Origin of the sequence: Micromonospora sp. CPCC 206061 (genome assembly GCF_036906915.1) — a bacterium.
Taxonomy (GTDB): domain Bacteria; phylum Actinomycetota; class Actinomycetes; order Mycobacteriales; family Micromonosporaceae; genus Phytohabitans.
This window is the reverse complement of the sequence record NZ_JBAKHX010000072.1, coordinates 14,757-33,581: the sequence shown is the minus strand read 5'-3', so window position 1 is coordinate 33,581 and position 18,825 is coordinate 14,757. Positions and strand designations below refer to the sequence as shown.

Below are 18,825 nucleotides of genomic sequence, written 5' to 3'. Positions count from 1 at the left end.
GTGCTCGCGGCCCGGCCGCGGACCGCCAGCCTCCCCGCGTGGCCGCTCACCGGCCTGCTGCTGCTCTATCCACTGTGGTGGGCGCTCGGGCTGGGGGTGCTGGCGTTCGCGATCGTGGCAGTGCCGATGGCGGCCACGCTGCTGCGGGCGCACGTCGCGGGGCGGCCGGTGCGGCTTCCGCCCGGCTTCGCGCTGTGGGTCGTGTTTCTGGTGACCGTGGTCGTCGGGGTCACCGTGCTGCACGCCGAGCCGGTCGGAGCGGTCGACGAAGGAGCCGGTGGGCGGCTCTTCGGGGTGGCGTTCCGGCTCGTCTGGTACGCCGCGCTGACCGTGATGCTGGTGTACGCCGGCAACCTCACAGAGGCCGAGCTGTCACGGGAGCGCCTGGTGCGGCTGCTGGCGTGGCTGTTCGCGGTGACCGTCGCGGGTGGACTTCTGGGCGTGTTCGCGAGCCACTTCGAGTTCACGTCGCCGGTCGAGTTGCTGCTGCCGCACGGGGTACGCCAGAAGGGGTTCGTGCGATCGCTGGTGCACCCGTACGCGGCGCAGATCATGGACCTGGTCCGCGATTCCCATCCGCGCCCCGCCGCGCCGTGGGGGTACACGAACACGTGGGGCAACAACTTCTGCCTGCTGGTCGTGTGGTTCGCCGCGTGGGCGTGGGGCTACGCCAAGGACCGCCGCGTGCGGGTGCTGGCGGCGGCGTGCCTAGCGGCGTCGGTCGTGCCCGTGGTGCACTCGCTCAACCGTGGACTGTGGATCGGCCTCGGTGTCGCGGCCGTGTACGTGGCGGTACGGCTCGCGCTCGCCGGCCGGGTCTGGGCGATCGGGGCAATGGCCCTCGCCGGTGTCGCGGTCGCCGGGGCGCTGGCGGTCACCCCGCTCGGCAACGTGGTCTCCGCCCGCCTGGACGACGGCAAGTCCAACGGCGTGCGGTCGTTCCTGATGGAGCGAGCAGTCAGCGGGATGGCTGAGTCGCCGGTCATCGGCTTCGGCTCGACACGGGACACGATGGGCGGCCGGAACTCCATCACGGTGGGCGAGAGCGCCGAGTGCGAACGCTGCGGCAACTTCACGATCGGCGGCAACGGCCAGTTCTGGCAGCTCATCTTCGCGCACGGGATCGTGGGCACGGCCGGATATCTGGGCTTCTTCGGGTACGGGCTGTGGCGGTTCCGGCGGGATCGCAGCGCGATCGGCATCGCGGGTGGGTGCGCGCTGTTCGGCACCTTCGCCGCGATGTTCTGGTACAACGCGCTGGTCACACCCCTCGCCTTCATGTTCTTGGCTTATGCGCTCCTGTGGAGGAACGCTGCGAGCGCGAGGAGTGAGCTTTGACGGCCTGGCCCCCGACGGACGCCCGCATGCGAGCCCCGCAGTCGTGAGCGAAAGGTAAGCACCGATGAGTCCAGTTAAGACCGCGCCGGCCAGCCTGAAGGCCGGCGACGCCGCGCTGCGGGCCCAGTACCTGCAAGAGGTGCTCGGCCTGCTCTATCCGGAGCCGTGCACGACGACGCGCGGCGCCCGCACGCCGCTGGTCACCGAGTACGTCGTCGTGCCCGACGCGCGCCGGCCACGCCTGCTCGTGCCGACCCGCAGCCGGCGGATCGCCGCGGCGGCGGTCCGCCGGTACGCCGAGCCGCAGTCCTGGGTGGCCAGGTGGAAGCGGGACGCGGTCGTGGCCGCCCTGCGCACGCCCGGCGCCTCGGCGGTGCTGCTGCGGCATCGGGTGCGCGTGGGTGGCGAGGCGGGCGACGCGATCGACGGCTACTTGCGCGACGCGCTCGGCACCGACCTGGCGATCAGCGTCCATATCGGACCGGCGCGCGCCAACCGCAAGCCGGTGCTCCAGCTCATCGCGCCGGACGGTGAGACGCTCGGCTTCGCCAAGCTGGGCACCGGGCCGCTGACCCGCCGGCTGGTGCGCGCCGAGACCACCGCACTGAACGCGCTGTCGCACGTGGGGTTGCGTGACCTGACCGTCCCCAAGGTGCTGCACGCCGGTCAGTGGCGCGGCCACCAGGTGCTGGTGCAGTCCGCGCTGCCGGTGTGGCGGCCCCGGGCCGCGCTCACGAACGAGCGGCTGGTCGACGCGATGCGCGAGGTCTCCGGCTGCTGCGGCACCGCCCGGAGCTGGCTGGCCACCAGCCCGTACTGGTCGGAGCTGCGCGAGCGGCTGGATGCCGTATCGGACCGGCCGGAGGGCGCCGCATTGCGCACGGCGGCCCGGTCGCTCATCGAGCGAGCCGGCGACGTCGACCTGCGGTACGGCGCCTGGCACGGCGACTGGGCACCGTGGAACATGGCCACCCTCGCCGACACGCTGCTGGTCTGGGACTGGGAACGGTTCACTACTGGCGTTCCGCTGGGCTTCGACGCGGTGCATTACGAGCTACAGCGGCGCATCCAGTCCACATCGGATGCCGGCGCGGCCGTGGAGGCGACGCTCAAGCTGGCGCCCGGGCTGCTGCGCCCGTTCGAGGTCACCGGCCACGCGGCCGGCATCACCGCCCTGCTGTACCTGGTCGACCTGGCCACCAGGTACCTCGCCGACCGGCAGGCCGAGGCGGGTGCCCGGCTGGGCGTGCTCGGCACCTGGCTGCTGCCGGTTCTCATCCGCCGCGTGGAGGCGCTTTCATGATCAGCTCTAGTCGGGTTCCGGCGCCCGTCAAGCGCGCCGTCCACTTCGGATCCCGCTCGTACGGCCGGATCACCGCACCCGCACGGATGCTGCCGTCGTTTCTCATCTGCGGCGGCCAGCGCTGCGGCACCACGTCGCTGTACCGCGCGCTCGCCGCACACCCGGTGGTGCTCAAAGCCGTGCTGCACAAGGGCGTGCACTACTTCGACACCTCGTACCACCGGGGCATGGCCTGGTACCGGGCGCACTTCCCGCTCCAGCGCACGGCTCTGAAGGTGTCGCAGCGGTACGGGATGCCGGCACAGACGTTCGAGTCCAGCCCGTACTACATGTACCACCCACAGGCGGCCGCCCGGATCGCCCGCGACCTGCCGGGGGTGCGCCTCATCGCCCTGGTCCGCGATCCGGTCGAGCGGGCGTACTCGCAGCACGCCCACGAGCTGGCACGCGGCTTCGAGTCGGAGACGTCGTTCGGGCGGGCGCTGGCGCTGGAGCCGGCCCGGCTGCGCGGGCAGGAGGAACGGCTGCGCGCCGACCCCCGGCACTACAGCTTCGCCCACCAGCACCACGGCTACCGGGCGCGCGGCGAGTACGCCCGCTACCTCGACGAGATGGCGACGCACGTGGGGCGCGAGCGCATCCTGGTCGTAGAGAGCGAGCGGTTCTTCGCCGCGCCCGCCACGGTCTACGCCGACGTGCTGGACTTCCTGGGCCTGCCGCACCTGGGCGACCCGCCGTATCTGAAGCACAACGCCCGCCCACGCGGCGCCCCGATGGACGCCTGCGTCCGCCGCGAACTGACCGCCCACTTCGCCGACCACGACGCCGCCCTGGCCGAGTGGCTGGGCCACGAGCCGAGCTGGCGAACATGACGCTGCAATGCTGGCCCGCGCTCCGCGCGGGCGGCTCGGGCGCTGGAATCCGCCCTGTAGCCGCCAGTCGCTGCGGTCGCTTCGCTCCCTGCGCTTTGTGGCGGCTGCGGGCGGCGCGCCCTCACAGCTCCTTCCGCTTTGTGGCGGCTGCGGGAGGCGGCGCATGACCCTGCTAACTGGCGCTCGCTCCGCTCGCGCGGGTCATGCGCCTTTCGTGCCTCCCTGTAGCCGCCAGTCGCTCCAGTCGCTGCGCTCCTTCCGCTTTGTGGCGGCTGCGGGAGGCGGCGCATGACCCTGCTAACTGGCGCTCGCTCCGCTCGCGCGGGTCATGCGCCTTTCGTGCCTCCCTGTAGCCGCCAGTCGCTCCAGTCGCTGCGCTCCTTCCGCTTTGTGGCGGCTGCGGGAGGCGGCGCATGACCAGCACGGTGACGCGGCGGGTGGCGCGTGGCGGGATCGCGGGGATCGTCGGTGCCGGTGCCGCGGGCGCTACCGGGATCGTCGTGGCGTGGGTGGTCGCGCGGATGCTGGGGGCGGAAGGCGCGGGGGCGTTCTTCGCCGCCACCGCCGGGTTCGTCCTGGCTGGGGCGGTCGCGAAGCTCGGCACCCAGACCGGGCTCGTGTACTGGGTGGCCACGCTGCGGGCACAAGATAGAGGCCATCTGCTGGGGGCGTGCCTGCGTATCGGCCTCACGCCGGTCGCCGCCGCGGCCACCGCGCTCGCCGTGGTGCTGTGGTTCGCCGCCCCGGCGCCGCTCGACTGGCTCGCGCTCTTCCTCCCGCTCGCGACGCTCTCCGACACGATGCTGGCGGCCACGCGCGGCTACACGATGATCCGGCCGACTGTGATCCTGGAGCGGATCTGCCGGCCCGCGCTGCAACTCGCGGCGGTCGCCGGGCTCGCCTTCGCGGGTGTCCGGTCACCTGCCGCGTACGCGGTCGCCTGGGTGATGCCCTACATACCCGTCGCCCTGCTGGCCGGGTATGCCCTGCGTGGTGCGTACCTGAGTGGGCCGACGAAGCGGGCCGGGCACCGGGCGATGATGGCGCTGCGGGCCCGGTTCTGGCGGTTCACCGGGCCGCGGGCGCTCGCCAGCGTCGCCCAGCAGGCGTTGCAGCGGGTAGACGTGCTGCTCGTCGCCAGCCTTGGCGGGCTTGCCGCGGCGGCCACGTACGCGGTGGCGGGGCGCTTCGTCGTGTTAGGACAGTTCGCCAATCAGGGCATCACGCAGAGCATCCAGCCTCGGCTCGCCGAGGCGCTGGCCAGGAACGACCGGGACGCCGCCAACGCCCTGTACCAGACCGCCACCGGCTGGCTCGTGCTGCTCACCTGGCCCCTGTACCTGCTCGTCAACACCTACGCGCCGGTCTACCTTGGACTGTTCGGCCCCGAGTACGCGGCCGGCGGGCCGGTCGTCGTGGTGCTCGCCAGCGCGATGCTGGTCGCCACCGGCTGCGGCATGGTCGACATCGTGTTGTCGATGGCCGGCCGCACCCGCTGGAACCTCGCCAACGTCACCATCGCCCTCGCCGCCATGATGGCGCTGGACCTTGTGCTGATCCCGCACTTCGGTGCGGTGGGCGCGGCCGTCGGGCTCGCGGTCGCGGTGCTGTTCAACAACATCGTGCCGCTGGTCCAGGTGGGACGGTCGGTGGGGCTGCACCCGTTCGGCACGGGCACGATGGCCGCCATCGGGTTGGCGGTCGGGTGTTTCGGCGTACTCCCACGTGCTGTGGCGGCGGCAGCCGGCACCGGCCCGGCGGCGCTGCTCGGCGCGCTGGCCGCGGCGATCCTGCTCTATGCCTGTGGGGCCTATCGGCTGCGCGGCGTCCTCGCGCTCGACGCCCTGCGGGCCAAGCGGTGAGGCGTTTCGTCGCGTTGGCCGCCGCCCTGGTGCTCGCGGGGTGCGGCGGTGACCCGCCGCCCGCTCCCGAGCCGGCGCCGTCGGTCGTTGCCACGGACCCCGGGCCGTATCGCTCCGGCCCTGTGGCCGCGCCGGAACGGGGTGCGCTGATGGGCGCCTGGGTGCAGCCGGAGAGCTACCGCCAGGCGGGCCGGATCGTGGCGGTGGACCGGCTTCAGGAGCGCCTCGGGCGGCGGCTCGACATCGTCAACACGTACCGGCGGTTCGAGCAGGTGTTCGGCACGGAGTCGGACGAGGAGTTCATCCGGCAGGGTCAGACGATCATGTTGAGCTGGGCGTCCGGAGACACCCGGTCGATCACGTCCGGGCGGCACGACGAGCTGATCCGGGCGCAGGCGCGGCGGGTGCGGGCGGCGGGAGTGCCGATCCTGCTGCGCTTCCGGTGGGAGATGGACCGGCCGAACCTGCGCGCGACGATGTGGTCGGCGGCTGACTTCGTGGCGGCCTGGCGGCACGTCCGGCAGATCTTCGACGAGGAGAAGGCGCGCAACGCCTCGTGGGTGTGGTGCCCGACCGCCGAGGGGTTCGCGCGGGGGGACGCGCCGGACTTCTACCCGGGTGACGACGCCGTCGACTGGACCTGCGTCGACGTGTACGCGGCGAGCGACTTCCGGCCGCTCCGTGAGCTGATGGCGCCGTTCCTGCGGTGGGCGGCGCAGCGACCCAAGCCGATCATCGTCGGAGAGTTCGGGGTGGCGCGGGAGTGGGGTTCGGCGGCGCGGGCGGCGTGGCTGCGCGACGCGACGGCGCTCTTCAAGGCGAACCCACAGATCAAGGCGGTGTCCTATTTCGAGTCCGACCCGGAGAGGAACAAGGGGCCAAAGCAGCAGTTTCGGCTTGCGGACGACCCGGCGGCCTTCGCGGCGTTCCGCGACCTCGCGCGAGACCGGTACTTCCGGCGAGGTTAACGGCCCGCCGCCTTCGACATCAGCAGGCGCAGGGCGTACGGGGCGTCGTGGCGCAGGTACCGGCCGGCCAGCCGGCGCGGTTCGTTGCTCAGCCGGTGTGCCCACTCCAGCCCCGAACGCTGCATCCACCGCGGCGCCCGCTCCTTGTCGCCGGTCACGAAGTTGACCGCCGCGCCGCACCCGAGGAACCAGGTGAACGGCAGTTCCGGGCGCAGCAACGAGATCAGCCACTCCTGCTTGGGAAAGCCGATCCCCACGTACACGAGGTCGGGCTTGGCCTCGATCACCTCGCCGCACACCGAGGAGAGCGCGTACCAGTCCCGCTCGAACCCGTAGTCGGGGCTGCGCCAACCGGCGATGCGCAGGCCGGGAGATGCGGCGGCCAGCTCGGCGGCGGCCCGGCCGGCGCCGTCGACGAACCCGGGATCGGCAGGCTCGCCGCCCAGCACGTAGACCGAGCGGCCGTCCTCGCCGAGGCCGGCGGAGAGCGACCAGATCAGGTCGGAGCCGGCGACGCGTTCGGGCAGCGGGGTGCCGGCGAGCTTGCTCGCCCACACCAGCGGCGCGCCGTCGGCGACCACGACAGTGGCGTCGTCGAGGTAGCCGCGCACCTCCGGGTCGGTGCGCGCCTGGCGCAGGATGTCGATGTTGGGCGTGACGATGCGGCCACCCTCACCCCGGTCCAGGGCCGTCCGGACCCGCGCGACGACCTCCTCTTCGGTGAAGGCGTCGATCTCGATGCCATCCAACACTATTCGCTCGGACATAGCGGTCCTAGTTCTTGATCGTTCGTTATATGGACAGAACGAGCGAAGGTGGAGAAAAGTGGCACGGGTGTTATATATCGGCGGGTTGGGCCGCAGCGGGACCACGCTGATCGAACGCCTGCTCGGCGAGTTGCCCGGGATGTGCGCGCTGGGCGAGGTCGTGCATCTCTGGCAACGCGACATCCGCGACGACGAGCGCTGCGGCTGCGGGGCGGCGTTCTCGGCGTGCGACTTCTGGGACGCGGTCGGCGAGCGGGCGTTCGGCGGCTGGCACCAGGTCGACGTGTACCGGGTCCTCGCCCTGCGGGAGATGGTGGAACGCACGCGCCACATCCCCCGGCTGGCAGCAGCGCGGCTGCCCGAGGACCACGTCGAGCTGATCGAGGAGTACGCCGGGTACTACTCCGCGATCTACGAGGCGGCGGCCATGGTGTCCGGCGCGAGCGTGGTCATCGACTCGTCCAAGCACAGCGCGCTCGCGCACTGCCTGCGCTGGGCCCCCGGGATCGACCTGCGCGTCGTGCACGTGGTCCGGGACGCGCGGGGCGTCGCGTACTCGTGGACCAAGACCGTGGTGCGGCCCGAGGCCGGCGACGGCGCCGAGATGACCCGGTACTCCCCCACGCGCTCGGCCCTGCTGTGGAACGCGCACAACGCGGCGTTCGGCCTGCTCGCGCGGCGGGGCGTGCCGGTGCGCCGGGTGCGGTACGAGCAGTTCCTCGCCGACCCGCGCCGCGGCCTGCGGGAGCTGGCCGGGTTCGCCGGGCTGGACGTGTCGGCCGCCGACCTCGACTTCGTCACCGAGGAGCGCGCCGAGCTCAAACCGGTGCACAGCGCCGCCGGCAACCCGATGCGCTTCACCGTCGGCCAGGTGCCGCTGCGCCGCGACGACACCTGGCGCAGCGCGCTGCCGCCGACCCAGCGCCGGCTGGTGGGCGCGGTGTGCGCGCCGCTGCTGCGCGCCTACGGGTACCCGTTGAGGTCGAGCCGATGACACCGTCCGTGGGCGTGGTCATCCCGACCCGCAACCGCCCCAAGCTGCTGCGTCGCGCCCTTTCGAGCGTGCGCTCCCAGAACTACCCCGGACGGCTGCGCGTCGTCGTGGTCCACGATCAGTCCGAGCCGGACTACCTGCTCGCCACCACCGAGGGCGTGCCGGTGCTCGTGGCCGCGAACTGGCGTACACCCGGCCTCGCTGGTGCCCGCAACACCGGCATCCTCGCGCTGGACACCGACCTTGTGGCGTTCTGCGACGACGACGACCAGTGGGCACCTGACAAGCTGCGGCACCAGGTCGCGGCGCTCGGCGACGGCGAGTTCGCGACCTGTGCGATCGAGGTGGAGTACAACGGACGGCACACGCCGCGCCTCGCCGGCTGCGAAGCGGTCACCGTGGACCACCTCGCCCGCTCGCGGATGTCCATGCTGCACTCGTCGAGCTTCCTCATCCGGCGGGCCGCGTTGATCGACTCCGCGCGGCTCAGCCTGGTCGCCGAGGACGCGCCCGGCAGCCAGAACGAAGACTGGGACCTGCTGTTGCGCGCCGCGCGCCGGTCGCCCATCGCGCACGTCGACCAGCCGCTGGTACGCGTGCTGTGGGGCCGGTCCTCGCACTACGCGTACGAGTACGCCACGAAGATCTCGTCGCTGCGCTGGATGATGGCCCGGCATCCGGAAATCCGCGGCTGCCCGCCCGGCGCCGCCCGGGTCTACGGCCAGCTCGCGTGCTGGTCGGCTGCCACCGGCAACCGCGGGGCAGCCTGGCGCTGGACGCGGGAGGCGGTGCGCGCCAACTGGCGGGAGCCTCGGGCCGCCATCGCGCTCGCCGCCATGACCGGCACCGTGAAGGTGGAGAACGTGCTGAACGCCCTGCACAAGCGAGGTCGCGGCATCTAGGGGACGATGAGGTTGACGTCGCCGAACTCGTGCCACAGGTAGCGAGAGCGGAGCGCCTCCTCGTACATCGCGTCCAGCAACGCTCCCCCGGCGATCGTCTCCAGCAGGTCCAGGTGCGAGGCGCGCGGCTCGTGAAAGCCGGTCAGCAGGCCGTCGACCACTTGCGCCCCCTGCTCGGGCGTCACCACGAGGTCGGTCCAGCCGCTGGACGCGCGCGGCACCCCGTCGGGCCCGACCGCGCTCTCCAGCGCGCGCACCGCGGTTGTGCCGACCGCGATGATCCGGCGACCAGCCGTACGGGCCTCGACGACCAGCCGCGCGGTCGTCGCGGAGACGTCGAACCACTCCGGGTACGGGCGTTCGTGCGCCTCGGGTGAGGCGACGCCGGTGTGCAGGAGCACCGGTGCGATCAGCACGCCCGCCGCGACCAGCCTGGTCACGAGGTGCTCACTGAAGGGACGGGCCGCGCTGGGCATCTCCGCGCTGCCCGGCTCGGTCGCGAACACCGTCTGGTAGTACGGCAGCGGCCACGGGCGGGGCACGTAGGAGTACCGGATCGGCTGGCCGTACCGGCGCAGGAACGCCGTCACCGACCCCTCGCCATTGTCTACCGTGGCCCGCCACAACCGGTCCCGGGAGTACCGCTCCCGCAGGGTGACCGCCCCGCCGCCGGGCAACGGCAGTCGCTGCCCGGCGGCGCCCCCGTGGTACGGCGCGCTGGCCTTGCCGTCTGTGCTGCGCAGCTCGACCAGCCACTGCCCGTCCGCCAGCCCGGTGGAGAAGTGCACGGCGAGCCCGGCCCCGACGACGGGCACCGCCGCCGGGAGCGTGCCCGACGTGTTGACCACGAGCACGTCACCGGCCCGTAGCACGTCCGGGAGGTCGGCGAACCGGTGATGGCTGATGGCACCGGTCGACACCTCGCCGACCAGCAGCCGCACGCCGTCCCGGGCCAGCCCGCGCGCCTCCGGCGGCTCGTGCGCCTCCAGATCGGCGGGCAGCGTGAACCTCATAGATCCGCCAGCTTCATCCGCCCGGACGGTGGCCGGTCGGCGAGCAGCCGCAGAAACGCCGGCACGACCGTGTCCGGCTCCGGGCGGTCGCTGATGTCCTCGCCGGGGAACGCCTCCTGGTGCATGCGTGTGCGCAGGTCGCCCGGGTCGACCCACCAGACGCGCAGCGCCGGTTCCTCGGCGGCCAGTACCCGGCTCGCCTGCTCGACGGCAGCCTTCGCCGAGCCGTAGCCGCCCCAACCGGTGTACCCCTCGACCGCCGCGTCGGAGGTGACGTTGACGACGGCGCCCTTGCGCTCGCGCAGGCCCGGCAGGGCGAGCTGGGTGAGAGCGAGCGGCGCGATCACGTTCACCTCGTAGACCTCGCGCAGCACGTCGAGCGGGTAGTCGGCGAGCGCCGGCTGCGGGCTCGGCCCGAGGATGCCGGCGTTGTTGACCAGCAGTTCGGCGCCGCCCAGCCGGTCGGCGGCGGCGACCAGGGCGGCCTGATGCGCCGGGTCGGTGACGTCGCCGGCCAGCGCGGTCACGTCGTACGGGATCCCAGCGGCCGCCTCGGCCAGCGCGTCCGGGTCGCGCCCGTCGATGACCAGGCGCCATCCCTGCGCCGCGAGCCCGTGTGCCAGCGCCAGCCCCAGCCCTCGGGAGGCCCCGGTGATGATTGCTCCAGCCATGCGACCGACGCTATGGCGGTCGGGAGAGGTCGCCATCGGGCGGCGGGCGGGCACCGCCTAGGTCTTTGGCCTTAGGACCAAAGACCTAGGCCCCGCTGATCTTCACGATGGGTAGCGTGGAAGCGTGCGCGATCGGGACGAGTTGCGCGAGGTCAGCGCGGCGGTGCTAGCGGTCACCGCCCACCTGTCGGTGCGCGAGGTGCTTCAGACCATCCTCACCTCGGCGCGCAGGCTGGTCGACGCTCGGTACGCCGCGCTGGGCGTGCCGGACCGCAACGGCGGGTTCGGTGAGTTCCTCGCCGACGGCCTCACCGACGAGCAGTGGCGCGCGATCGGCCCGCCGCCGAAGCAGCACGGGGTGCTCGGGCAGATGCTGTGCTCGCCGGACGCGGTGCGGCTGGCGGACATCCGGACGCATCCGCAGTTCGGCTGGTGGCCGCGGGCGCACCCCGAGCTGACCGACTTCCTCGGCATGCCGATCGCGGACGGCGACGAGATCCTGGGCGAGATCTTCCTGGCCAACAAGCAGGCGCCGGGCGGGTTCACCGCCGAGGACGAGGAGCTGCTGCGGCTGCTGGCTGGGCACGCGGCGATCGCGATCGTCAACGCGCGCCTGTACGAGCGCAGTCGCGAACTGTCCATCATGGAGGAGCGCAACCGGCTCGCGAGGGAGCTGCACGACGCGGTCACCCAGAAGCTTTTCAGCCTGCGGCTGACGGCGGAAGCGGCGGCAACAGTCGTGGAGCGCGATGCCGCGCGGGCGGCGGTGCAGCTCGCGACGGTGCGCCAGCTCGCCGCCGAAGCCGTGGAGGAGCTGCGCGCGGTGCTGATCGGGCTACGCCCGATCGATCTCGCCGGCGACGGGCTCGAGGCGGCGCTGCGCAAGCAGGCGGATCTGCTGGATCGGGTACACGAGGCGGGCGTCACGTTCACGGGCGCGCCGGTGCCGAGGCTCACCGCCGCACGGGAGGAGACCGTGTACCGCATCGCGCAGGAGGCGCTGCACAACGCGCTGCGGCACGGCGAACCCTCTCACGTATCGGTTGGCTTGGCGACGCGGGACGGGCGCGTCGTGCTGACGGTCACCGACGACGGCCGGGGCTTCGACCAGGCGGCCCGCGCGCAGGCCGCGCGCAGGCTCGGCCTCACGTCGATGCGCGAGCGCGCGTCGGCCGCCGGCGGCAGCCTTCGGGTGACCTCCGCACCTGGCGCGGGTACCACCGTGCGGCTGGAGGTGCCCATCGGTGAGTGAACCGATCCGGGTACTGGTGGTCGACGACCATCCCGTCGTCCGGCAGGGGCTGCGGACGTTCCTCGACGTGCAGGACGGCATCCAGGTGGTGGGTGAGGCGTCCGACGGCGTCACCTGCGTGTCACAGGTCGAACGGCTGCGCCCCGACGTGGTCCTCCTCGACCTGCGTATGCCGGGCGTGGACGGCACCGAGGCACTGCGACGCGTCCGGGCGCTCCCCGATCCGCCGAAGGTTCTGGTCGTCACCAGCTTCACCGAGCCGTCCGCCGTACTGCCGGCCGTGCGCGCCGGCGCCGCGGGATACGTCTACAAGGACGTCGACCCGTCGGCGCTGGCCGCCGCGATCCGGGCGGTGCACGCCGGGCATGTGCTGCTGCACCCCGAGGTGGCCCGGCTGCTGGCCGCCGGGGACGTGCCTGCCCGCGAGCCGGCCCTGACCCCGCGGGAGCGGGAGGTGCTGGCCGAGGTGGCGCTCGGCCGATCGAACAGGGAGATCGCCCGCTCGCTGTCGCTCTCCGAGAAGACCGTGAAGACCCACGTGAGCGCGATCCTGGGCAAGCTGGACGTTCAGGACCGCACTCAGGCCGCCCTGTACGCGGTCCGAGCCGGCCTCGTCTAGAAGACCCAACGTGCGGTACTGTTCGGGTCTGTTGGATTTAGTGCGGAGTGAGGTGGGCTGGTGGCGCTCCACTACGGCGGGGACTACAACCCCGAGCAGTGGCCCGAAGAGGTCTGGGCCGACGACCTCGCCCTCATGCGCGAGGCCGGGGTCAACCTGGTCAGCGTCGGCATCTTCGCCTGGGCGTGGCTGGAGCCGGCCGAGGGCCGCTACGAGTTCGACCGCCTCGACCGCATCCTCGACGGGCTGCACGGCGCCGGCGTACGGGTGAGCCTCGCCACACCCACCGCCTCCCCGCCAGCCTGGTTCTCACACGCCCATCCGGAGGCCATGCCGGTCGAGGCCGACGGGCGCCGGCTCACGTACGGCAGTCGCCAGACGTTCTGCCCCAGCTCTTCCGTGTACCGGCAGGCCGCCATCCGGATGACCGAGCAGCTCGCCCGGCGATACCACGACCATCCGGCGCTCGCGATCTGGCATGTGCACAACGAGTACGCCTGCCACAACGCGCACTGCTACTGCGACGTGACCGCAGAGGCGTTCCGCGGCTGGCTGCGCGCCCGGTATCAGAGCCTCGACGCGCTCAACGCCGCGTGGGGCACGACGTTCTGGGCGCAGACCTACACCGACTGGGCCCAGGTGCAGCCGCCGCGCGCCACCACCACGTCGTCCAACCCCGGTCAGGCGCTGGACTTCAAGCGGTTCAGCTCCGACGAGCACCTGGCCAACTTCGTCGCCGAACGCGACCTGCTCCAGAAGCTCTCACCCGGCGTGCCCATCACCACCAACCTCATGACGACCGCCTGCCTCAACCTCGACTACTGGGCGTGGGGAAGGGAGCTGACCGGCCCCGACCGGCTCGTGTCGAACGACCACTACCTCGTCGCCGACGACCCCCGCGAGGCGCCCGCACAGGTGGCGTTCGCCGCCGACTTCACCCGCTCGCTGGCCGGCGGCGCACCGTGGCTGCTGATGGAGCACTCGACGAGCGCGGTCAACTGGCAGCCGTACAACCTCGCCAAGGCGCCCGGCCAGCTTGTCCAGCACAGCCTCGGGCACGTCGCGCGCGGCTCCGAGGGTGCGCTGTTCTTCCAGTGGCGGGCCAGCCGGGCCGGCTCGGAGAAGTGGCATTCGGCGATGGTGCCGCACGCCGGCCGCGACTCCAAGGTCTGGCGCGAGGTGGTGACGCTCGGCGCCCACCTGGCCAAGCTGTCCGAAGTGGAGGGTTCGCGCACGGTCGCCGACGTCGCCGTGCTGCTCGACTACTCCAGCGCGTGGGCGCAGGAGGCACCCAACCAGCCCAGCACCGCCATGGTGGCGTTCGAGGAGATCGCCCGCTGGCACGCGGCGCTGTGGCGCGCCGGCTTCACAGCCGACCTGGCACCGCCCGGCGCAGACCTGTCCGGCTACCGGCTCGTGGTGGCGCCCTCCCTGTACGCGGTGACCGACGCGGACGCCACGAATGTTCGCTCCTATGTGGAGGACGGCGGCGCTCTCGTCGTCGGCCCGTACAGCGGGCTGGTGGACGAGCACGACCGGGTGCGGCCCGCGCCGCTGCCGGGTGCGTTCGCGGATCTGCTGGGCGTGCGGGTCGAGGAGTTCTATCCGCTGCGCCCGGGTGACGAGGTCCGGCTCGATGACGGCACCGCTGGAGCTGTCTGGACGGAGGCGCTGCACGCCGACGCCGCCGATGTGGTCGCGCGCTACGCGGACGGTCCCGTGGCCGGCGGCCCCGCCCTCACCCGGCGCGGCACCGCCTGGTACCTCAGCACGCGCCTCACCGATCCCGCACTGGGCGCTCTGCTCGCCTCGGTCGCGGCCGAGGCCGGCGCCGCACCCACGCACCCGGTACCGTCCGATGTGGAGGCTGTGCGCCGCCGGCACGCCGACGGCCGCTCGTACCTCTTCCTCTTCAACCACGGCAGCGCGCCCGCGACAGTCGACGCGACCGGCGTCGACCTGCTCACCGGCGCCGCCTGGGCGGGCAGGCTCGACGCCGGATCCGTCGCCGTCCTCCGGGAGGGCTGATGCTGGCACCGCAGCGCCAAGCCGCCATCCTCGACCGCGTCCGAGCCACCGGCGGCGTGCGGGTCACCGACCTGGCCACCGAGTTCGGCGTCTCCGACATGACGATCCGCCGCGACCTGGAGGCGCTCGCCGACCGGGGCCTGCTCGCCAAGGTGCACGGCGGCGCCACGTCGATGCAGCCAGGTTCGACGGACGAGCCGGGCTTCGCGGCCAAGTCGATCCGGCAGCAGGCGGAGAAGGCCGGCATCGCCGCCCGGGCGGCCGAGATCGTCACCCCGGGCATCGCCATAGCGCTGTCGGCTGGCACCACGACGGCCGAGCTGGCTCGGCGGCTCACCGACGTGCCAGGGCTGACCGTGGTGACGAACTCGATCCCGGTCGCCGACATCTTCTACCGAGCCGGCCGGCCGGATCAGATCGTCGTGCTGACCGGCGGGGTGCGCACGCCATCCGACGCGCTGGTCGGCCCGGTCGCTGTCAACGCCATCCGCACACTCCACCTGGACGTGCTCTTCCTCGGCGTGCACGGCATGAGCGAACGCACCGGCTTCACCACACCGAACCTCATGGAGGCCGACACCAACCGGGCCCTCGTCGCCGCGGCCGAACGCCTCGTCGTCCTGGCCGACCACACCAAGTGGGGCACGGTGGGCATCTCCTCGATGGCCGCATTGAACGAGGCGCACACGGTGGTGACCGACGCCGGCCTGCCTGCCGCGGGCCAAGCAATCCTGACCGAACACGTCGCGGAACTGGTGATCGTCTCATGAAGAGGCTGCCGACCACGCTGGCCGACGGGCGCCAGCTCATCTACTTCGACGAGCGGGACGACGCGGTACGCGACACGCCCGACCGTCGCGACCTGCCCCCGCCGCCGCCCGCCTCGCAGCTGCGATACGACGCGCTGGTCGACGAGTGGGTGGCGATCGCGGCACACCGGCAGACCCGCACTCACCTGCCGCCGAGCGACGAGTGTCCACTGTGTCCTTCGCGGGGCGACCGGCTGACCGAGATCCCGGCTGCCGAGTACGACGTGGTGGTCTTCGAAAACCGGTTCCCGTCGTTCAGCGACCGGCCCGTCGATCTGCCGCCGGACATCGTGGCCCGGCCCGCACAGGGCCGCTGCGAGGTCGTGTGCTTCACCTCCGACCACAACGCCTCGTTCACCACCCTCCCGCCGTCGCGGGTGCGCACCGTCCTGGAGGCGCTCGTCGACCGCACGGTGGAGCTGTCGGCGCTGCCCGGCGTCGAGCAGGTCTTCTGCTTCGAAAATCGGGGCGTGGAGATCGGTGTGACCCTGCACCACCCGCACGGCCAGATCTACGCGTACCCCTTCGTCACCCCGCGGACCCGCGCGATGCTGGCAGCGGCCGGCGACCGCTGTGTGTACGCCGATCTGCTGGCCGCCGAACGGGCCGCCGGCACCCGGGTGGTCGCCGCCAACGAGCACTGGACGGCGTTCGTGCCGGTCGCCGCGCGCTGGCCGTTCGAGGTACATATCGCGCCCAACCGCCGGGTGCCCGACCTGCCAGCGCTCGACGACGCCGAGCGCGACGCCTTCGGCCCCCTCTACCTCGACGTGCTGCGCCGCTTCGACGCGCTCTTCGGCAACCCGATGCCGTACATCTCCGCCTGGCACCAGGCGCCGGTGCGAGTCGGCCGCGACGTCAGCTACCTGCACCTCCAGCTCTTCAGCATCCGGCGGGCCGCGAACAAGCTGAAGTACCTGGCGGGCTCCGAGTCGGCGATGGGCGTCTTCATCAACGACGTCGTGCCGGAAGAGGCCGCCGAGATGCTCCGTTCGCTGGATGGTGTCGTACGCGGGGCCTAGATTCATCGGCATGGACCTTCGTGTGCCCGTCGATGATGGCGCCACGCTGCGCATACGCCGGCACGAGGGTGAGCGCGCACCGGCTTTCCTGCTGGTGCACGGGCTCGCCTCCAACGCCCTGCTGTGGGATGAGGTCGCCGCCGCCCTGACCGCGGCCGGCCACCCGTCGTACGCGGTCGACCTGCGCGGGCACGGCGAGTCCGACCTGCCGGAGCGCGGCTTCGACACCGCCACCGCGGCGTCCGATCTGGCCGCCGTGGCCACCGCCCTGGAGCTGCGCGACCTGGTCGTGGCCGGCCAGTCGTGGGGCGGCAACGTCGCCGTCCGGTTCGCCGCCGAGCACCCGGCCCTGGTGTCGGCGCTGGCCCTCGTCGACGGCGGGTGGATCGACCTGGCGTCGGAGTTCGACTCGTGGGAGGCGTGCGCCCGCGCCCTGCGCCCGCCCGACGTCGACGGGCTGCACGGCGACGACCTGCGGGCGCACCTGCGCCGCGCGCATCCGGACTGGTCGCCCACCGCCATCGAGGCCACCGCGGCAAACCTGCGCGCGGAGCCCGACGGCACCGTGTCACGGCGGCTGCCGATACCGCAGCACATGGAGATCGTCCGGAGCATGTACGACGACCCGCCGCAGCGGTTCTACCCGGCGCTGTCGATGCCGGTCCTGCTGCTGCCGGCGCTGCCCGCCGGCAGGCCGGAGCGGGCGGCACAGGCCCGCGCGCGGGTCCGGGCCGCTGCCGACGCCCTGCACAGGGCCAGCATCAAGGAGTACCCGGACAGCGACCACGACCTGCACGCGCAACACCCGAAGCGGCTGGCCGACGATCTCCTGAGCCTCACATGAGTGGCCTGCTGGTGATCATGGGTTCCGGGGAGACGGCGCCCACGATGGTCAAGCCGCACCGGGCAATCCTGGAGCGGGTCGGCGACCGCAAGGCGGTGCTCCTCGACACCCCGTACGGCTTCCAGTCCAACGCCGACGACATCTCGGCGCGCGCTGTCAACTACTTCGCCACCAGCGTGGGTCGCCACGTCGACGTCGTATCGTGGCGGCGTCCGCCCAACGACACGCTGGTGCGCGAGCGCGCGCTGGCAGGGCTGCGAGAGGCTGGCTGGATCTTCGCGGGGCCAGGCAGTCCGACATACACCCTGCGGCAGTGGCACGACACGCCGGTGCCCGACCTGATCGCCGCCAAGCTCAGCAGCGGCACGGTTTGCTTCGCGAGCGCCGCCGCGCTGACTCTCGGCAGCCACACCGTGCCGGTGTACGAGATCTACAAGGCGGGCATCGAGCCGCACTGGGTGCCCGGGCTCGACCTGGTGTCGCCGCTGCTCGGCTTCCCGTCCGTGGTGATCCCGCACTACGACAACACCGAAGGCGGCCACCACGACACCCGCTACTGCTACCTCGGTGAGGAGCGGCTCGCGGCCATGGAGGCCGAGTTGCCCGCCGACACGGTGATCCTCGGGGTCGACGAGCACACGGCGGTCCTGTTCGACCTGGCCACACGCAAGGCGACGGTTACCGGCAACGGTTGCCTCACCGTGCGAAGGCAGGGGCAGAGCGTGGTGCACCCGAGCGGTTCGGCGATCGAGTTCGGGGCGATTCCCGGCGGTGTGGCCGCGCCAGCTGGCCCGGTCGAGGCCATCACCGAGGTCGCCGTCGTCACCCCCGAGACCTCGCTCAAGGCGGCCGCCGACGCGCTCGACGACCGGTTTGGCGCCGCCCTGGCCGCCCGCGACGTCGACGGCTGCGTCACCGCGCTGCTCGACCTGGAGCAGGTCATCGTCGACTGGGGCGCCGACACCAACGTCTCCGACGAGGGCGAGCAGGCTCGGGCGGCGCTCCGCTCGATGGTGATACGCCTTGGAGAGTTGGCGCGGGCCGGGGCGCACGACCCGCGCGACGTGCTGGAGCCGTTCGTATCTTTGCTGTTGGAGTTCAGGGCGAGCGCCCGTGAGGCGCGCGACTGGGCGACCTCAGATCGTGTCCGCGACCGCCTTGCGGCGGCGGGTGTCGAGGTCCGTGACACGCCCGGTGGTCCGGAGTGGTCAGCCGCCGCTTCATGAAGCGCTTGCGGGGGGGGTGCGGGGGGCCCGGGACAGAGCCCCCCGCTGGGAAGGGACGGCAGGCTGTACGGCACAGCCAGTTCTCCTAACGACCGCCCCGATCAGCGGTGACGGGCTCTCACCCCTCAGCGGACCACGATCAGCACGTCCCACAGCGTGCGCAGCTCAGCTGGCTGCAACAGCCCGCGTGTCGCCAGATCCCGCACCGAGGCGAACCCGCCCGCGCGCTCCCGTTCCAGGACGATGCCGCGCCTGCTCGATGCTCAGGCCCAGCGCGGTGGTGAGCACGTGCTCCGGACCCTCTGACCCCATAGAGAAACCCGCGCACGGTAGCC

At 72.3% G+C, this 18,825-nt stretch carries 17 protein-coding genes; 14 read left to right on the top strand and 3 right to left on the bottom strand.

Annotation, left to right across the window (positions count from 1 at the left end):
• The 5 genes from V6V89_RS32570 (at position 1) to V6V89_RS32550 (ending at position 6,343) form a co-directional block, all read left to right on the top strand.
• On the top strand, positions 1-1,338 hold the full coding sequence (locus V6V89_RS32570; protein ID WP_334623377.1) for an O-antigen ligase family protein: 1,338 nt from the start codon (positions 1-3) through the stop codon (positions 1,336-1,338).
• Between the two features lie 64 nt (positions 1,339-1,402).
• Positions 1,403-2,641, top strand: a complete 1,239-nt coding sequence (locus tag V6V89_RS32565; protein WP_334623376.1) for a hypothetical protein — start codon at positions 1,403-1,405, stop codon at positions 2,639-2,641.
• Positions 2,638-3,513: a sulfotransferase gene (locus V6V89_RS32560; RefSeq protein ID WP_442935262.1), complete on the top strand. Its 876-nt coding sequence runs from the start codon at positions 2,638-2,640 to the stop codon at positions 3,511-3,513. The genes V6V89_RS32565 and V6V89_RS32560 overlap by 4 nt, the downstream gene beginning before the upstream one ends.
• Before the next feature lie 413 nt (positions 3,514-3,926).
• Positions 3,927-5,375 carry a lipopolysaccharide biosynthesis protein gene (locus V6V89_RS32555; protein WP_334623375.1) on the top strand — a complete coding sequence of 483 codons (1,449 nt, stop codon included), beginning with the start codon at positions 3,927-3,929 and terminating at the stop codon, positions 5,373-5,375.
• Positions 5,372-6,343, top strand: coding sequence for a glycosyl hydrolase (locus V6V89_RS32550; protein WP_334623374.1), 972 nt, complete (start codon positions 5,372-5,374; stop codon positions 6,341-6,343). Before V6V89_RS32555 ends, V6V89_RS32550 begins: the two co-directional genes overlap by 4 nt.
• Here V6V89_RS32550 and V6V89_RS32545 read toward each other — a convergent pair.
• The gene (locus V6V89_RS32545) at positions 6,340-7,110 is read right to left on the bottom strand and encodes a WecB/TagA/CpsF family glycosyltransferase (protein ID WP_334623373.1); all 771 of its coding nucleotides are present in this window, start codon (positions 7,108-7,110) and stop codon (positions 6,340-6,342) included. The genes V6V89_RS32550 and V6V89_RS32545 overlap by 4 nt on opposite strands.
• Positions 7,111-7,168: 58 nt before the next feature.
• Here V6V89_RS32545 and V6V89_RS32540 point away from each other — a divergent pair, with 58 nt between their 5' ends.
• Both V6V89_RS32540 and V6V89_RS32535 read left to right on the top strand, forming a co-directional pair.
• Positions 7,169-8,104: a sulfotransferase gene (locus V6V89_RS32540; protein ID WP_334623372.1), complete on the top strand. Its 936-nt coding sequence runs from the start codon at positions 7,169-7,171 to the stop codon at positions 8,102-8,104.
• The gene (locus V6V89_RS32535) at positions 8,101-9,006 is read left to right on the top strand and encodes a glycosyltransferase family 2 protein (protein WP_334623371.1); all 906 of its coding nucleotides are present in this window, start codon (positions 8,101-8,103) and stop codon (positions 9,004-9,006) included. Before V6V89_RS32540 ends, V6V89_RS32535 begins: the two co-directional genes overlap by 4 nt.
• Here V6V89_RS32535 and V6V89_RS32530 read toward each other — a convergent pair.
• Both V6V89_RS32530 and V6V89_RS32525 read right to left on the bottom strand, forming a co-directional pair.
• Positions 9,003-10,019, bottom strand: a complete 1,017-nt coding sequence (locus V6V89_RS32530) for an S-adenosylmethionine:tRNA ribosyltransferase-isomerase (protein ID WP_334623370.1) — start codon at positions 10,017-10,019, stop codon at positions 9,003-9,005. The two genes, V6V89_RS32535 and V6V89_RS32530, sit on opposite strands and share 4 nt — an antisense overlap.
• Positions 10,016-10,690 (bottom strand): SDR family NAD(P)-dependent oxidoreductase, encoded by a 675-nt coding sequence (locus tag V6V89_RS32525; RefSeq protein WP_334623369.1) that lies wholly within the window; start codon positions 10,688-10,690, stop codon positions 10,016-10,018. The genes V6V89_RS32530 and V6V89_RS32525 overlap by 4 nt, the downstream gene beginning before the upstream one ends.
• 124 nt (positions 10,691-10,814) lie before the next feature.
• Here V6V89_RS32525 and V6V89_RS32520 point away from each other — a divergent pair, with 124 nt between their 5' ends.
• From V6V89_RS32520 to V6V89_RS32490, 7 genes are read left to right on the top strand one after another with little or no spacing between them, the layout of a single operon-like run.
• Positions 10,815-11,942 carry a GAF domain-containing sensor histidine kinase gene (locus V6V89_RS32520; protein WP_334623368.1) on the top strand — a complete coding sequence of 376 codons (1,128 nt, stop codon included), beginning with the start codon at positions 10,815-10,817 and terminating at the stop codon, positions 11,940-11,942.
• Complete coding sequence (locus tag V6V89_RS32515; RefSeq protein ID WP_334623367.1) at positions 11,935-12,561, top strand: response regulator transcription factor; 627 nt, start codon at positions 11,935-11,937, stop codon at positions 12,559-12,561. The genes V6V89_RS32520 and V6V89_RS32515 overlap by 8 nt, the downstream gene beginning before the upstream one ends.
• Positions 12,562-12,621: 60 nt before the next feature.
• Positions 12,622-14,589, top strand: a complete 1,968-nt coding sequence (locus tag V6V89_RS32510) for a beta-galactosidase (RefSeq protein WP_334623366.1) — start codon at positions 12,622-12,624, stop codon at positions 14,587-14,589.
• Entirely contained in the window at positions 14,589-15,359 is a 771-nt protein-coding gene (locus V6V89_RS32505; protein WP_334623365.1) for a DeoR/GlpR family DNA-binding transcription regulator, read from the top strand. The genes V6V89_RS32510 and V6V89_RS32505 overlap by 1 nt, the downstream gene beginning before the upstream one ends.
• Entirely contained in the window at positions 15,356-16,420 is a 1,065-nt protein-coding gene (gene galT / locus V6V89_RS32500; protein ID WP_334623364.1) for a galactose-1-phosphate uridylyltransferase, read from the top strand. Before V6V89_RS32505 ends, galT begins: the two co-directional genes overlap by 4 nt.
• Before the next feature lie 10 nt (positions 16,421-16,430).
• Positions 16,431-17,264, top strand: a complete 834-nt coding sequence (locus tag V6V89_RS32495; RefSeq protein WP_334623363.1) for an alpha/beta fold hydrolase — start codon at positions 16,431-16,433, stop codon at positions 17,262-17,264.
• On the top strand, positions 17,261-18,490 hold the full coding sequence (locus tag V6V89_RS32490; RefSeq protein WP_334623362.1) for a CysS/YqeB C-terminal domain-containing protein: 1,230 nt from the start codon (positions 17,261-17,263) through the stop codon (positions 18,488-18,490). Before V6V89_RS32495 ends, V6V89_RS32490 begins: the two co-directional genes overlap by 4 nt.
• Positions 18,491-18,825 lie beyond the last annotated feature (335 nt).

Coding starts and splice junctions, on each gene's coding strand:
- V6V89_RS32565 (WP_334623376.1), top strand. CDS start 1,403: ATGAGTCCAGTTAAGACCGCGCCGGCCAGCCTGAAGGCCGGCGACGCC.
- V6V89_RS32560 (WP_442935262.1), top strand. CDS start 2,638: ATGATCAGCTCTAGTCGGGTTCCGGCGCCCGTCAAGCGCGCCGTCCAC.
- V6V89_RS32555 (WP_334623375.1), top strand. CDS start 3,927: ATGACCAGCACGGTGACGCGGCGGGTGGCGCGTGGCGGGATCGCGGGG.
- V6V89_RS32545 (WP_334623373.1), bottom strand. CDS start 7,110: ATGTCCGAGCGAATAGTGTTGGATGGCATCGAGATCGACGCCTTCACC.
- V6V89_RS32535 (WP_334623371.1), top strand. CDS start 8,101: ATGACACCGTCCGTGGGCGTGGTCATCCCGACCCGCAACCGCCCCAAG.
- V6V89_RS32530 (WP_334623370.1), bottom strand. CDS start 10,019: ATGAGGTTCACGCTGCCCGCCGATCTGGAGGCGCACGAGCCGCCGGAG.
- V6V89_RS32525 (WP_334623369.1), bottom strand. CDS start 10,690: ATGGCTGGAGCAATCATCACCGGGGCCTCCCGAGGGCTGGGGCTGGCG.
- V6V89_RS32505 (WP_334623365.1), top strand. CDS start 14,589: ATGCTGGCACCGCAGCGCCAAGCCGCCATCCTCGACCGCGTCCGAGCC.
- galT (WP_334623364.1), top strand. CDS start 15,356: ATGAAGAGGCTGCCGACCACGCTGGCCGACGGGCGCCAGCTCATCTAC.
- V6V89_RS32495 (WP_334623363.1), top strand. CDS start 16,431: ATGGACCTTCGTGTGCCCGTCGATGATGGCGCCACGCTGCGCATACGC.
- V6V89_RS32490 (WP_334623362.1), top strand. CDS start 17,261: ATGAGTGGCCTGCTGGTGATCATGGGTTCCGGGGAGACGGCGCCCACG.